The sequence below is a fragment of the Pirellulales bacterium genome (assembly GCA_035533075.1).
GTDB lineage: Bacteria > Planctomycetota > Planctomycetia > Pirellulales > JAICIG01 > DASSFG01.
The window spans coordinates 1-15,084 of the sequence record DATLUO010000060.1 but is presented as its reverse complement, the minus strand read 5'-3'; the positions used below and the strand labels follow the sequence as shown (position 1 = coordinate 15,084).

Annotated in this window: 10 protein-coding genes; 5 read left to right on the top strand and 5 right to left on the bottom strand. The window is 63.5% G+C overall.

Going from position 1 to position 15,084, the window contains the following annotated elements; all coding sequences use genetic code 11:
- Nucleotides 1-129: 129 nt before the first annotated feature.
- Entirely contained in the window at nucleotides 130-1,512 is a 1,383-nt protein-coding gene (locus tag VNH11_07635) for a 2-oxo acid dehydrogenase subunit E2 (protein ID HVA46229.1), read from the top strand.
- Nucleotides 1,513-1,579: 67 nt separating this feature from the next.
- Here VNH11_07635 and VNH11_07630 read toward each other — a convergent pair whose 3' ends face one another.
- The gene (locus tag VNH11_07630) at nucleotides 1,580-3,151 is read right to left on the bottom strand and encodes a redoxin domain-containing protein (GenBank protein HVA46228.1); all 1,572 of its coding nucleotides are present in this window, start codon (nucleotides 3,149-3,151) and stop codon (nucleotides 1,580-1,582) included.
- 361 nt (nucleotides 3,152-3,512) lie between these two features.
- Here VNH11_07630 and VNH11_07625 point away from each other — a divergent pair, with 361 nt between their 5' ends.
- The gene (locus VNH11_07625) at nucleotides 3,513-5,093 is read left to right on the top strand and encodes a hypothetical protein (protein ID HVA46227.1); all 1,581 of its coding nucleotides are present in this window, start codon (nucleotides 3,513-3,515) and stop codon (nucleotides 5,091-5,093) included.
- 75 nt (nucleotides 5,094-5,168) lie between these two features.
- Nucleotides 5,169-6,824 carry a glycosyltransferase gene (locus tag VNH11_07620; GenBank protein HVA46226.1) on the top strand — a complete coding sequence of 552 codons (1,656 nt, stop codon included), beginning with the start codon at nucleotides 5,169-5,171 and terminating at the stop codon, nucleotides 6,822-6,824.
- Nucleotides 6,825-7,196: 372 nt separating this feature from the next.
- Here the strand turns inward: VNH11_07620 and VNH11_07615 are convergent, their stop codons facing one another.
- On the bottom strand, nucleotides 7,197-9,095 hold the full coding sequence (locus VNH11_07615; protein HVA46225.1) for a sulfatase-like hydrolase/transferase: 1,899 nt from the start codon (nucleotides 9,093-9,095) through the stop codon (nucleotides 7,197-7,199).
- A 189-nt stretch (nucleotides 9,096-9,284) separates the two neighbouring features.
- On the opposite strand from VNH11_07615, the gene VNH11_07610 reads away from it, so the two are divergent.
- Complete coding sequence (locus tag VNH11_07610; protein HVA46224.1) at nucleotides 9,285-11,894, top strand: patatin-like phospholipase family protein; 2,610 nt, start codon at nucleotides 9,285-9,287, stop codon at nucleotides 11,892-11,894.
- Here VNH11_07610 and VNH11_07605 read toward each other — a convergent pair.
- Genes VNH11_07605 through VNH11_07595 form a run of 3 tightly spaced genes read right to left on the bottom strand, consistent with a single transcriptional unit; the run spans nucleotide 11,795 to nucleotide 13,384 of the window.
- Nucleotides 11,795-12,655, bottom strand: a complete 861-nt coding sequence (locus VNH11_07605) for a thiazole synthase (protein HVA46223.1) — start codon at nucleotides 12,653-12,655, stop codon at nucleotides 11,795-11,797. The two genes, VNH11_07610 and VNH11_07605, sit on opposite strands and share 100 nt — an antisense overlap.
- A 4-nt stretch (nucleotides 12,656-12,659) precedes the next feature.
- Nucleotides 12,660-12,860: a sulfur carrier protein ThiS gene (gene thiS, locus VNH11_07600; protein HVA46222.1), complete on the bottom strand. Its 201-nt coding sequence runs from the start codon at nucleotides 12,858-12,860 to the stop codon at nucleotides 12,660-12,662.
- Nucleotides 12,861-12,868: 8 nt separating this feature from the next.
- Nucleotides 12,869-13,384: a hypothetical protein gene (locus VNH11_07595; GenBank protein HVA46221.1), complete on the bottom strand. Its 516-nt coding sequence runs from the start codon at nucleotides 13,382-13,384 to the stop codon at nucleotides 12,869-12,871.
- Nucleotides 13,385-13,570: 186 nt separating this feature from the next.
- On the opposite strand from VNH11_07595, the gene VNH11_07590 reads away from it, so the two are divergent.
- Nucleotides 13,571-14,668, top strand: coding sequence for a PRC-barrel domain-containing protein (locus VNH11_07590; GenBank protein ID HVA46220.1), 1,098 nt, complete (start codon nucleotides 13,571-13,573; stop codon nucleotides 14,666-14,668).
- The last annotated feature ends 416 nt before the right edge of the window (nucleotides 14,669-15,084 follow it).

The following is a 15,084-nucleotide window of genomic DNA, read 5'->3' as shown; positions in this document are numbered from 1 at the left end:
AGCCGCTGAGGCGAAAAACCGCGTCGCACCGAACATTCGCACGTACGCTAGTAAAATCGGCATTACTGTGCGCCCAACGCCCTAAAACTTCTGAAGCGGCCTTCCTGGAAACCGAACATCAATAAGAAAATGGACTTCAAACTTCCCGATCTGGGCGAAAATATTGAGGCGGGCGACATCGTGAGCGTGCTGGTTCACGAAGGGGACGAGATCCAGGCCAATCAGGGCGTGGTCGAGGTCGAAACCGGCAAAGCCACCGTCGAACTGCCTTCTCCGCAAGCCGGCAAGGTGACCAAAGTGCATGTCAAGCCGGGTCAGACCGTGCCGGTGGGCGGGCTGCTGTTGTCGATCGAAGCCAAGGAAGGTTCCGTAGCGAAGGCCCCCAAACGCGAAGTCGCCGAGAAGGCCGAAACGCGGGCCGCACCGCCCGAATCGCCGCCGAAAACCGCGCCGGCCAACAAGGCGTCGGCGGCCGAAAAACCCGTGGCTGCCGCCGTCAAAGAAGAACCCAAAGCACCGCCCGCGACTGAGCTGGCGCCGGCCCGGCCCTCGACGAACGGCGGAGCATCGCGCGCCGCGCCGGTGGCCGAACGCGAGGAGGCGCCCACGGCGGCCGCCGGGCCAGCCACGCGCCGGCTGGCACGTGAACTGGGCGTCGATCTCAGCCGCGTGAACGGCAGCGGACCGAGCGGCCGGATCACCGAAGAAGACGTTAAGAAGGCGGTCCGCGAATCGACGCTGCACTCGCCGATGCCGCCCAAACGCACGCCCTCGATTCCCGACACTTCGCCCAGCCAGGACCAGTACGGACCGACCCAGCTCCAGAAGCTGCCAAGGATTCGCAAGACGATCGCCTTGAACATGGCCCGCTCGTCGCAGACGATTCCGCACGTCACCAATTTCGACGACGCCGACATCACCGAGCTCGAGCGGATCCGCAAAGGCAGCATGGCCGATTATGTGGGCACCGAAGTGAAGCTGACGATGATGGCCTTCCTGATGAAGGCCGTGGCCCACTCGCTGCAACTGCACCCCACGCTCAACGCCACCATCGACCTGGAAAACGAGCAGATCATTTATAAGGACTACGTCAGCCTGGGCGTGGCCGTCGATACGCCGCGCGGGCTGGTGGTGCCTGTGCTGCGTGACGTCGAGCGGCTGACGATCCCGCAGATCGCCCAGTCGCTGACCGAGATTTCGTCGCGTGCCCGCAACAACCAGTTCAGCATGGACGACATGCGCGGGGGCACGTTTACGATCAGCAATCTGGGGGCGATCGGCGGCATCTACTCGACGCCGATCATCAATCCGCCGGAAGTGGCGGTGCTGTTGGTCGGCCGCTCGCGCAAGCTGCCGGTGGTGATGGAAAACGACGAGCTCAAGGTGCGGTTGATGATGCCGTTGAGCCTGTCCTACGATCATCGGCTGGTCGACGGCGCCACGGCGGCCCGCTTCCTGAACGAGGTCAAGAATTATCTACAAGTGCCGGGCAGGTTGCTTCTGGCCACGTGACCCGTCCTGGCCGGAACCGGCCAGGTTTGAGGGCAGGCTCCGCGGCCAATCGACGACGGACCGTGTTCTAGCCGCCCTCCAGGAGACCGAAGATAACCTTCGCCACGTCCTCCACCAACGTCGGCGAATAACCGGAGTAGACGTCGCGCACTTTCCCTTTCTGATCGATCACCACCAGCATCGACGACGAGGTGTTGTACTTCTCGGCGAACTTGTCGGCCCGCAGGATGGGAAAAGCCAGCCCCATCTTGTCGGCCACAAAGCGGGCGTCTTGCTCGTTGGCGTCGGTGTTCATGCCGAGCACCGCCACGGGCTGGTCGGCGAACCGCTCGGCCAACCGCTCGACCTGCGGAAGCGTGCGCAGGCTCCAGCCATCGCTCCGCTTCCAGAAGTGCATCACCAGCACCTTCTGCTTGTAATCGCGGAGCGCATGGGCGTTGCCGTCCAGGTCCTTCGTCTGCCAGGCGGGGGCGGGTTGATCGATCAGGTCCGACCGGTCGCGCGCCGCGCGTGCCACCCGACCGATCATGCCCGCATGTTGGGCGACTTGCTTGCGCAAGTCTTCTTTGACCACCGGCAACGTGATGTCGGCGGCGGCCTTCTGCAACAACGCTCCGGCCTCGATCAACAACGTCTCGGCGTCGGCGCTATTGCGTTCGGCCGCCTTCAGCAAGTCCTGGTAGCGCCGTTGCACGCCGAAATAAAGCCCCATTTCTTCGTCGAGCCGCTTGCACCAAACCATATCGAACTGTTCGATGCCGGCCAGTTCGGTCGTGCTGACCTGCGTCCCGATGAGACCATAGCCTTGTTCCAGCTTCGATTCGATGCGCTCGACGACTCCCAAGTCGCCGTTGAAAGTGAACGTCGATTGCGACCGCGAAAGGTAAATATCGTCGACGGGATTCTGTCGCGTGGCCACTATCTTCCACCGCGGATCGTCATCGTCATCGTCGTCGTCATCGGGGGCTTCCTCGATGCGGTAGCGATAGCCGGTCTGCGTTGCCTTGTCGAAATCGGTCCATCCCTTTTCGATCTCTTTTTTGTTCACCGGCAATTTGGGCAAAAGCTGGCGCGGCTCAAATTGAAAGCCGAGCGTGGGGTTGGGGGCGACGGCGCCGTCGGCCGACAAATCGCAGTAGGCGAAGGCCACTTGCTCGAACGAGGCCGTCTGCGTGGGAGCCGCTTGCGGCTGCTTGGCCGGAGGCTTGGCTGTGGTCCCTTTGCCGGGTGCGGCCCCTTTGCCGGGTGCGGCCCGGGCCGTGCCCGGTTTGGCGGGGGCCGCCTTGCCGGCCGTCGGCCTGGCGGCGGGCTTCGCTGCGGTCTTGGCGGATGGGGGCTTCGCGCCCGGCTTGGTCGCACCGGCGAGTCCTTGAACCGTCGAGGCATGGCGGAAGATCAATCGCCACGTACCATCGCTGTTTTGCCTCACCACCCACACTTGCCACGTCGATTCACTGGCCATCGCCTGCCCCTCGGCCGTCGAGAACTCGCTCGTTGTCCGGTAGGTCAGTTCCTGACCGACCTTGGGCCAATAGCGGGGCAAGTCCGTGTCGGCCCAGCTTGGGGCGCCGACGAGCAGCAGGCACGAGCACGCCAAAGCAGGCAATGTCATGTTGGCGGGGTTGAGAAGGTTGATCATGGTTGAGTCCTCGACGCGTAGGGGATGACTAGATTATACCGTCCGGCCGCCCGGCGTGCCGGCAATTGTCGCCTGTCAAGAGCATCCGGTCCGGTCGTCATTGCCGATGGAAGCGAAAAGTTCGCCGCGGCGGATGTGAGTCAAGAGCGAAAGCCGCCGGAAATGATTCTCCATACCTCCCGGTTTCACTGCCCTCACGACGCAAATTACCGAAACCTTGCGCATTGACAGCAGCTTTTGCCGTTCTTGTTCAACTACTTTGCACGGCACTACCGATACTACCCGCACGGGCACAAGCATTGTCTCTCCGCCGTGGAGGGTGTGCGCGTGAAATCCGAACGCGTCAAGGTAGACCCAAGCGATGTCGATCAACCGTTCGAAACTGTGGTTGGCGGTAGGGTTACAGCTCGTGTTTGCGGGCCTGGCCCTCGGCCAAGAAACGCCAGATAGTGAATGGGTGCCGGGGGTCCGAGATTTTCAACCTTTCGCTCCCGCCTCGGACACGACCAGCACCTACGGCAGCGGTCCCAAGCAGTCGCGGGGCTGGTTCTTCACCATCGAAGACCTCGCCTGGTCCACGTCCGCTCCCGATCGGACCAGCGTCGGCGCCCCGCTCAACACGCCGGGCGTCAACGACATTGTGAGCACGGGCGTGCCTGGCGGGTTCATGAACCAGGTCAATACCCTCGATACCGGCTTCATCACGGCCCCGCTGCGCCAAGGCGAACGCTTGCAGTTGGGCTACGTGGGAGACGACGGCGTCGGCTGGATGGTGGGCACCTTTGTGCTCCACTCCGCGACGTCGTTCGGCCAAGCCACGGACGCGGGCGTGGCCTTCTCGGCTCCGCTGGTGAACGGCATTTCCCCGCTGGAAGGCTTCATTGAACAAGCCCTGCCCGTGCCGGCCAATCAACCGGGCTTCGGGACCGGAACCACCACCACCGCAGGCCAGACTGCGATCGTCGATACCGACCTCAACCACAACGGCGTGTTCGGCGGTTCGGGCCGCGACATCGGCACGCCGAACGCCAGTCCACCGCCCACGTTCGTGCCTCCGCGCGATGGTTTCCCCGATGTTCCCGCCCCCACGGACTTGGGCGACCTGGTCGGACTGCCGATTTTCTTCAGCCACGTGGTCACGAAATATACCACCAACGTGTGGGGCATTGAGTTGATGCGGACCTACCAGCTTTCCAAGAACCGGCGCGCCGATCACGGCTATTGGGACTTCATGGCGGGGGCACGTTACATCCGCTTCCGAGACAACTTCTATTTCGATGGCACCGGCTATAGCACCTCGCTTTCGAATCTCTCCGGCGCAACGGGCGGAACGACCAGTGGCGCGGGCGGCACAGCCATTGCCGGCTTGTTGTCCGACACCAACTTCACCACCGCCACGGCCAACTACCTGGTCGGCCCGCAAATCGCCTTGCGCTGGACCAAGCAGCGGGGCCGCCTGGGCTGGAACGCCGAAGGCCGCTTCATGACCGCCGCCAACTTCCAGACCACCACCCAGAACGGTGCCATCGCGCAGCGTCCCGACGCCGGCACCTTGCAGCCCTCCTTTTTTGTCTTCAATCCGCAACCCAACACCTCATTTCTGAGCACGTTGAACAGTACCACCGGCACCGGCACCACCAGCACGGGTTCGCCGATTACCTTGCCACAGTTCCGCGTGCCGGCGCTCACGCCCACCGGCGTGTCCAACGTCGTACACCGGACCACCTTCGCGCCGGTGGGCGAGTTGAGGCTCAACGCCAATTACCGGATTTTCAAAAACGTCCAGGCCACGGTCGGTTGGACCGGGCTGGTGATGGGAGGCATCGGCCGCTCGACCAATATGACCAGCTATGCCTTGCCGAGCCTGGGCATCCTCAGCACGGGCAGCCACCAGACCGTGCTGATTCAGGGCCTCAACTTCGGTATCAACATCAATCACTAATTGCTCTTGTGGAAAGCGCGGCACGTGGTGTAAACACGCTCGACCGCACAGCCTTTGGACCGCAAGGGACGACAAGTGATTTCGCAGCGCAAATTGCTGATCGTAGCCAACGGCTTGCGAGAGCAGACCGGACACTACTTCGAGACCTCGGTTGCCCTGGCCGAGGCCGCCCGTCGCGCCGGCTGCCAATGCGTTCTGGGGGCGCACGCCGAATGTCCACCTGATCTACTTCCGCCGTGGCTCGACAACCATCGGTTCTTCCGCACCGATCACTGGATGCGTGAAGCGGTCGCCGCGCCGTGCAACGAGACCGTGGAAGGCCAGCCCAGCGCCAGCGGAGATGCCGAGTGCGGCGCCGCCTTGCCCCTCGGGCCTTCGTCGATCGCCCGACCGAGCGCTCGGCAGACCGCCGTGGGAGCCGCCCGACTGGCCAAACTGGCGACGCGCTATGCCATGCCTCCGTTGGCCTACGACGCGGCACGCGTGTTCGTTCGTTACTGTCTGCCGAGGACCGTCCGTGGGTCGCAGCGCCGGCAGGCCAGGCAGGACCTGCAAACAGCCGCTTCGCGCTGGAAATACGGTCGCGACGCCGAGCTGGCTCAGCAGGCGGCCCACTGGCCGGCCATCGCGGCCGCGCTCGACGACGCTCGACTGCGGCCGCGACTGCTCGACGCCCTGCGTCGCTTGTCGCCGCTCGGCTTGTTGGCTGAACTGGAATATGCGTTGCTGTTCAGGCAAGACCTCGATCGGTTCTTGAAGGCCGCGGACCCCGGCCCCGACGACCACGTGCTCTTGACGACGTCCCACGCCAGAGAGCTACTCGCCGTGCATCTGATCGCCGAGCAGTTCGGTCTCGACGCCTCTCCCACGTTTCACCTGGAATTCCGTCATCCGCTGTTCGAGGGTGAAACAAACGCCCACTGCTGGGAACGATCGCCCGGCGCCGTAATGCAGCGGGCCTTCCTCTTGTTGCACGCCGAATGGGGAACGAGTCAAAACGTCCGGTTCTATACCGACGCCGAAGCGCTGGCACGCGATTATGAGTCGATCTCCGGCCTTCGTTTTGATGTTTTGCCCCTTCCCTTTCGCTCGGAGCTGATCCCGGAATCCACGCGCCACGCCGACAGCCCGTTGACGATCGCTTACCTCGGCGGAGCCCGCGATGAGAAGGGCTTTCCCTGGCTGCCCAACCTCATCGCAACGTTGCGCCAGCAGAACGATGCCGGCCGAGTCCGCTTCTTGATCCAAGCCAACATCAGCGCTCCGGAGCACAATCCGCACAGCGTCGCCGCGCTGGAGCGATTGAGGACGCTGGGCGGCGACGACCTCGAATTCGTGGCGCTCGAAGAAGGACTGCCGCCGGACGACTATTACCGACTCTTCGCGCGTGCCGACGTGGTGCTGCTTCCCTATTTGCCCGAACGATATCGGGCCTGCACTTCGGGCGTGCTCGCCGAAGCGCTGGCCGCGGGCGTCCCGGCCGTCGTGCCCAAGGGGACGTGGCTCTCCAGTCAACTGCCCAACGCCGTGGGCGAAACCTTCGAGGGCTACGAGTCGTTCGTCGAGGCGGTGCAACGGGTGATCGACGGTTACCCGACGTATCGGGCCGCCGCCCAAGCGTGCCGGCCAGCATGGCTGATGCGGCATACGCCCGACGCCGTGGTCGCGGCGGTACTGGCGGCCGGCAAAACGAAGCGTAAGCCAGAAAGCGCAGTGGAGTTGCCGCGCTAACGCTTCGAGCTTCGTTTCGGCCAAGCGATGCCCCGGTGCCAGTCGTTATTGCCGTTATTTCAGGCAGAAAATGCTTATTCGCGCGACAAACCGACAGAGTTACCGCGTTTCGCTCGTCGCTTCGCAACCTTACACGGCCGTTAGGTTTAGGACCATTTTCCGTCCCCCGCCAAATCGGGGCACGGCAGTTGCTTAGCAGTGGCAGCCGTCTTTAGACGGACGAAACCGGGGGAAATTAGATCGATGTCCGAACCGAATCCGTGGAATGATGTTTTGAGCGACGCTTATGCGGTGCTCGGCCTGCTCGGCGTAGGAGGCTATATCGTAGCTATGTTGGCGCTGTGATGACGATCAACGGCCGGTCCGACGACATCAGGGCCTCGCGCCGGCGTTGATGGGGCGTGGGTAAACGAACGCTTGCGTTCTTCCTTCCAACACGTCGATGGCGTGCTTCAAAATGTATTGCGGCGGGTACGTTCCGCCCTTCTGAGGAGCCGCAGACGCGCCCGCCACCTTCATCGCGGGTAGCGAAGAGCGGGCGAGCTCACCGAGCCGGTCCAATACGTTGGCGGCCTGCAGGACGAAGCCGGGGGCATCGCCGTGTTGAAGCCAACGTTCCAACACGGGCAGGGCGACGTCGAGTTTGCCCAGGCGCGCGAGTGCCTCGGCGGCGGCCACGGCCACGGCGCCCGATTCGTCTTCCAAGCGGCGACGCAAGGCGGCCTCGGCCGGCGCGGCCCTTTCGCCCAACATGGTACAGCCTTGCGCGGCCCACCAGCGAATCGGTTCACTCTCGTCGTCGAGCGCTTCGATCAGCTTCGGCAGGTTCGCGGGACCGCGTTGAGAGGCGAGTCCGGCCAGATCGAACACTCGCTCGACCGGCCAAGCGCCGGGCGCGTGCGAGGCTTCGTAGCCTTCGAGCTCCGAGCCTTCAGGCAGAAAGCCATTGTCGTAGGTCCGCAGCACGTGCCGCCGGAGTGCCGCACGCATTCGTTCCAACGTTGCGCGGTGGTCGGGGTCGGTGGCGAGATTGTGGACGCTGTCGGGATCGGTCCGCATGTCGTAAAGCTCTTCCGTCGGTTTTTGTCCCCAAAACTGTGCGGTGGCCGGAGTGAGTTGGCCCGCGGCCGCCAGCCGCGACCAAGACCGATAGCCGCGCGCCTTGAACTGATACTCCAGCGGCTGCACGTACGGCAGGTCCGGCCGATAGTTGTGAATGTAGAGCCAGCGCGAGTCCATGACCGAGCGCATCATGTCGTAGCGTTCGTCCATGCGGTCTCGCGTGCAGAACACAAACTCGTTCGGCTCCGCACGCGCAGGGCCGGCAAACGCGCGGCCTTGCATATAGTCGGGAATCTTCACGCCGGCCAGCGAGAGGACCGTGGGGGCGAAATCGACGAAATGCACCGGCTGCGTGACGCGCGAGCCGGGCGCTGCCGGCGCCAAGTGCCGCCATTTCGGCGGGAAAAAAACGATCAGCGGAACGTGCGTGCCGCTTTCCTGAAGAAAACGCTTGCTGCGCGGCAGTACGCCGCCATTGTCGGAGTAATAGAAGACGATCGTGTCGTCCGCCAACCCGGCGTCGGCCAAGTCTTCGAGCATCGCCGCGATTTGCTTGTCGAGCAATCGCAGGTGGTTGTAGTAGCGCACCCAGTCGGCCCGCATCTCGGGCGTATCAGGCTGGTAGGGTGGGATTCTCACCGCCGCCGGGTCTGTGGGCGGGAAGTCGAGCGGCAATTCCTTCTCTGGAAAGAGGCAGCTCTCGTGCGTGACCTCGTGATTGAAGACGCTGAAGAACGGCTGGCCCGGCGCGCGGTTGCGCCAGTGGGCGTTCTTACTCGACTCATTCCAGGCATCCTGGACCCGGACCGGCGAGTTGTAATCGGTCTTGGCGTTGTTGGACGTGTAATAGCCCGCCGCCCGCAAGTAGGCTGGAAAACCTTTGAGCCAGGCTGGAATCTTGCCCTGCGCGCGCATGTGGTGCGCGGGGCCGCAGGTGGTCGGGTACAGGCCGCCGATCAACGTGAACCGCGAAGGCGCACAGACCGGCATGGTGAAACAGCGTTCAAACAGCACGCCCTCGCGAGCGAGCTTGTCGAGCGTCGGCGTCTGCGCCAGCGCATCGCCATAGCAGCCGAGGAAGCAATCGTTGTCCTCGCTGACGAGCCAGAGAAGGTTAGGGCGTTGCGCGGCTGGAGCGTCGGCCGCGTGCAGCGCCGCGCCATGCGCCAGGAGAACGACGGCGAACAGCGGCAGCGAGGTCCGTTTCATGGTTTCTCCGTGAGCGGCTTGATTCACAGGCGTGGCTACGACCGAGGTTCGACCATTGTAATGCCTTTGCAGCGCAACTTACAGAATCCACTGCGCACTTTCGCTCCTTTATCTCGACGCGGCACTCAGGATTTGGAACGAAGATTGCCGGCAATGGGCCGTTTGTGGGGCGTCAGGGAGGAATACGCAATGATCGCAGACGCAAACCGCAAACGGATCGGATTGGCCCTGTCGGGCGGAGGATTCCGGGCCACGCTGTTTCACTTGGGTCTGGTCCGCTTTTTGCGCGACGCCGGCATTCTGCCCTCGGTCACGCACATCACATCGGTCTCAGGCGGGAGCGTGCTGGCTGCCCATCTGGTGCTCAATTGGGACCGTTACACCGGCACGCCCGACCAGTTCGACGCCGTCGCCGCCGAGGTCGTCAGGTTCACGCGGCTCGACGTGCGCAATCGAATCGTCCGCCGCGCCCCCTTGTCGGTGCCGGTCCATCTGGCGCGGTGGATGACGCGCATGCGGCGCGATCGCCGCCTGACCCGCACGGGCATGCTGGAAATGTATTACCAGCATTTTCTTTACGGCGACACGTGCATGTTCCAGTTGCCCGAACACCCTCAGTTGCACATTCTCTCGACCAATTTGACCGAAGGTTCGCTCTGTTCGTTCACGCGCGAGGGGGTGGTTTTCCAGAAGCGGCTGCCCGGCGAGTTGTTCCGCTTTGAGCGACTGCACGCCGGGCTGGCCACCGTGCCCCTGGCGGTGACGGCTTCGTCGGCTTTTCCGGGGTTCTTTCCGCCGCTCATGGTCAACGCCGCCGAGGTGGGCGCCGCCAGCGGACAGTTCAACCGCCAGGTGTTCACCGACGGCGGCGTTTTCGACAACTTGGGCGTGCGGATGTTCCGCAATATCGAACGCACCTGGATCGGCCGCGAATCGCAGTTGACGCTGGGCGACATGTACGACGCCGAGTGCGTGATAAAAGCCCTCAGGTCGGCCGACAGCTTGCACGAGAACACGCCGTTGGGACGCATCCGGCAGATATCCCAGGAGGCCAACGGCGGCGGACCTTCGAGCGACGATGCTCAAGCGACGGTCAACGCGCTCTCGGATGTGATCGCCGGCTCCGCTCTCTACCGCGAGCCGTCGTTCGAGGCGGTCCAGCCTGACGACCCCGAAGCGGCCGCGCTGCTCGACAGCGCACGCGTGTCGGGCAAAGACTTGGAACACCACGACCGCGTATGGCTCAACCGCCAGCTTGTCGAGACGGTGCTGCGGCAGGTGACCGGCCGGCGCTGTCTGCGGCCGATGACCTCGATGTTCGACCAGGTGATCGTGAGCGACGCCGGCAAGCATCTGCAGGCCCGCACCACGGTGCATGACGCGGGGCTGATCGCCACGGCGATGCGCGCCAGCGACATCGGCATGGACCGCGTCTGGCAGTTGGAAAAGGAAACGTTCGGCAATCAGCCGGGCTTTTTGTTCATGTCGCTCAGCGACGTGGTCCCGCCGCACGACGACCCCACGGCGTTGCACCCCGAGATTCAGCGGCGGCTGCCCGACATTCGCACCGACTTGGACGCCTTCTCGCTGCTGGAGGTCAGCGCGCTGGTGCGACACGGCTACTGCGTGGCGCGGTCGACGTGCCGGGGGCAGCCGCAATTATTTGGCGACGACTTGCCAAGTTTGCCCCCCTGGGACCCGACCGATCAAGGCACGGCTGCGGCCGTGCCAACCGCCGGCAAACCGCGACGCACGTCGCTGTTGGGCAACCAGCGGGGGCCGGCGGCCGAGGTGGTCGCCGCGCGGGCACTGCAGCGATCGGCCGCACGCCGCGTCTGGAGCCGTTTGTTCGACTACAGGGACTGGGCCTCGTACGTCTATCTGCTCCTGCTCCTGCCGCTGTTGTCGATCTTGCCGCTTACGTCATGGCGATATTGGCAGGAGCGCGGCGAGGCCAAGCAAACACGGCAGGCCATCGACGCCATCGCCCACAGCGGGCACGATCAGCAAGTGGTGGCCGATCTGGTGCAAAACGGGCCGCCGTCGCCCTGGCCGTCGCTGAAGTATGAAGAAGTGGCCGAGTTCGATCCGGTCGATGATCAGGGTATCTCGTTCACCAGCGACACGCAGATCTTCGACCTGCGGAACGGCGTGCGGGCCGTGCCCGACGACAAGGGCCGCGACGGACACACCACGTATCTGCGGCGACGGATTCGCCTGCACAAAGACGCCGACTACACGGGCAAGTCGCCGTTTCGGTATGCGTTCAGCGTGCCAGCGCACCAGGTCGAGGTCCGCTGCCTGAACGCGAAGCTCGATCCGGTGCTGCGCCGGCGGAAGGCCGCGCCGGGCGCGAACGGCAACCGCTCAGACTGGGAGCTGCGGCTCGACCTGGCGCGCGTGCCCGTCGAGACGCCGATCGACGTGCAGCTTGAAATCTTCATGAAAGACCGGCTGCCCGACGATTTTATGCTCGACCCGCGCGTGACCGCCGGCGTCGATGTTCCCGCGGGCATGCTCTCGATGTGGCTGCTCTTACCGGAGAAGCAGCCTTACGAGAGCTACCGGGTGCTCGAGATCGACCCCAAATCGCCGGGAGTCGCCAAGGCGATTTATCCATCCGAGGGCGTAGACCGCTCCGGCGGCACGATCATCTACTGGAGCCTGCTCGACCCCAACCCCGAACGGAAGTACGAATGTCATTGGGTCTGGCAGCGCGGTTTAACCAGCGAAATCGTGCCGTCTTCAGGACTGCTGGCCGTCGCATATAGCCGCTTGGGAATGCGGCCGGCCAGATAGGCCAAGCGGCCCGCCTCGGTGGCCGCCTTCATGGCCCGTGCCATCATCACGGGGTCGCGCGCATGGGCGATGCCGGTGTTGAGCAGCACGCCATCGACGCCCAGCTCCATGGCCACCGTCACATCGCTGGCCGTGCCCACGCCGGCATCCACGATCACCGGGTAATCGGGATCGCCTTCCTTCAGATACTCCAGACAGATCCGGATGTTGTTGGGGTTCAAAATGCCCTGGCCCGATCCGATCGGGCTGCCGGCGGGCATGACGCTCGTCGCACCCGCCTCTTTCAGCCGCCGCGCGGTGATCGGGTCGTCCGTCGTGTAGCACAGCACCTGGAACCGTTCGGCCACGAGCTGCTTCGTCGCCTCCAGGGTGGCCACGGGGTCGGGCAGCAGCGTCTTTTTGTCGCCCAGCACTTCCAGCTTGACCCAGTCGGCGCCGGGGTTGTCGAGACCGAGCAGAATCTCGCGGCCCAGCCGGGCCACGCGCACCGCGTCCTCGGCCGAAAAGCAGCCCGCCGTGTTCGGCAAGAGCACATAGCGGCGGGTGTCGATGTAGTCAAGCAAGTTGCCGCCCTGCGAGTCGATCAGCCGCTCGCGCCGCACGGCCACGGTGATGCAGTCGGTGCCCGACGCTTCCAGCGACTCGGCCATGACCGAGTAATCGGCATACTTCCCGGTGCCGACAATCAAGCGGCTGGCGAGCGTGTGGTTGCCCAGACGCCATGAATCCGCCGTCGCGGTAGGGATGACCTCGGTACTCAATGCTTCAACCTCCACCAACCAGGGTGACGACTTCAAGTTGATCGCCTTCGGCCAGCGGGCGGCGGGCGTGCTCCCCGCGAGGCACCAACTCCAAGTTTACTTCCACGGCCACGTGTTTGGGCTCGATCTGCAACTCGTCGAGCAGGCGGGCGACCGTCAATCCCGGCGGCACTTCGCGTGGCGTGCCATTCACGACGATGCGCATTCTATGGCTCAGTCCTCGCTCGCCAAAACGGTCCGCATGGGGTAAACGTCGAGCAAGATCAACGGCGCCCTGACTTGCCGGCCGGCGATCGCGTAGGCCTGCGACCAGGGTGCGGCGTAGGCGGCCACCTTGCCCGTGGTCAGCTCGGCGACGTAGACCACGGCGTTGCCGGGCTGCACCTGCCCTCCGCCGCGACGAAAGATCGAGTTGCCGGTGACCATCAGATACTTGGGGTTTCTGGCCTGATTGACACCCAGGTCGTGGGCGACGTTGGCGCTAAACGAGGCAAAAAACTTGCGTGCGATGGGGCTCAGGGCCGTGGCTTTCAACTCGCCGCTCATAAAATCAAGATAAAACAGGGCTTCCGTGTCGTCGTCCAACGGTCCCGTGGCGATCGCGAAGTTGTCGGCGCGATCGGTGGCGACGGCGTGCAATTGCGTCGGCGGCCAAAGCATTCCGATGGCCAAGCCGATGGCAATTCCGCCGCCCAACCACATACCTGAGACTTTTGTAGTAGCGCGCATCGTTCAAAACTCCTTTTGGCTCCGCGGTTTGCATCCCTGCCGGGCGAACCGCCCTATCGTACCGCGCCTAGGTACAAACCGCCACCCCGCTGCCGCGGAAACGAGCGGGGCATGTTAGTTGCATCTTTTGCAAGACCGGGCAACGGGGATTCCATATTCTTGGGCAACTAGAGGAGGATTAGTGCGATGCGAGTACGACTGGCAACAAGCGTGGCAGTGTTTTTCGGGGTGTTTGGCTGGCTGGCAATAGCCGTCGCGGCCGACAAGCCCGCCAACGACAGCCACAAAACCGCGACCGCGACGCGGAACCGCGATGACGCCGATCGCGACCACAAGATCGATAAAAAGACCGAGGGCACGGCACTGCGCGTGACCAAAGTGCGTGGCATGACGGTCCGCAACGCGTCGGGAAAGGACCTGGGCGAGATCAAGGATCTGATGCTCGACATGGGCGAACACGGGCATGTTCGCTATGCGGCCCTGTCCTTCGGCGGATTCTTGGGAATGGGCGACAAGCTGTTCGCGGTTCCCTGGCGAGCGCTCGAATTCCGGCACGACGCCGACAAGAACAAGAGCTTCGTGGTGTTCGACGTTTCGCAAGAGAAACTGAAGAACGCGCCGGGCTTCGACAAGAACCATTGGCCTGATGCCGCCGACCGCGCCTGGATGGAAGCCGTCGATAAGCATTACGGCGTCGACGTCCGCGCCGGCGACACCAAGGTGAGCGTTCGCACCGAACGCCGCAACGACCAAACGGCCCAGCGCACGGAAGACCGCACCGAGCGGAGCGATTTGCAAACCGAGCGGAGCGATTTGCAAACCGAGCGGAGCGATGTGCAAACCGAGCGGAGCGATGGGCGAAACATCGATCCCAAGAAGGGCCACAACGAGCACAACTGGCGGCTGCACCGCGCCAGCGAGGCCGTTGGCATGCACGTCCGCAACGGCAACGGCGACAAGCTGGGCAAGGTCGAAGACATCGTGATCGCCATGAATTCGGGCAACCTTCGCTATCTGGCCCTGTCGTTCGGCGGGTTCTTGGGAATCGGCGACAAGTTTTTCGCCGTGCCCTATGACGCGGTGGCGCTGCAGTACGACGCCAAAGACAAGGACTTCTTCGTCATGTTCGACGTGACGAAGGACCAACTCGACAATGCTCCGGGCTTCGACAAGGACCACTGGCCCGATTTCGGCAACGAGAAGTGGGCCAGCGAAGTCCACAATTATTACCAAGCTCACCGTCGCGAGGCGAAGACCACCACGCGGCGGACCCGCGTCGAATAAGCGGCGGGGGGCGCGCGGCGTCATGCCCAGAAAGCGTTTCATCGATCCGCGGCATCCGCGAGACAAGTTCTTGCGGATGCCGTGGGCGTTTGCGCACGTGGACCGCTTGCTTCGTTGGCAACTTTTCAAAGATCGATCGGCGACGCTTTCGCGTCGCCTGCCACCGTCAATCTGATCGAGGGACCACTGACAACGGCCAAGGCTTCATGGCCTCGAATTACCCTTGTCAGAAAATAATTACCCTTGTCAAAAACAAAACCCGCGTTCGGTTTGCGCTGCCTGCAACCCCTTGGCCTGCTGGGCTTTGCGCCGACGTCCTGGGGCGGCTCATTTTCGCGCCGCAACCATAAATCTAGGGGGGTATGGGTGATTTTGGATTGTCGATTTTAGATTGGCGGTCGCCATCGCTCATTTTT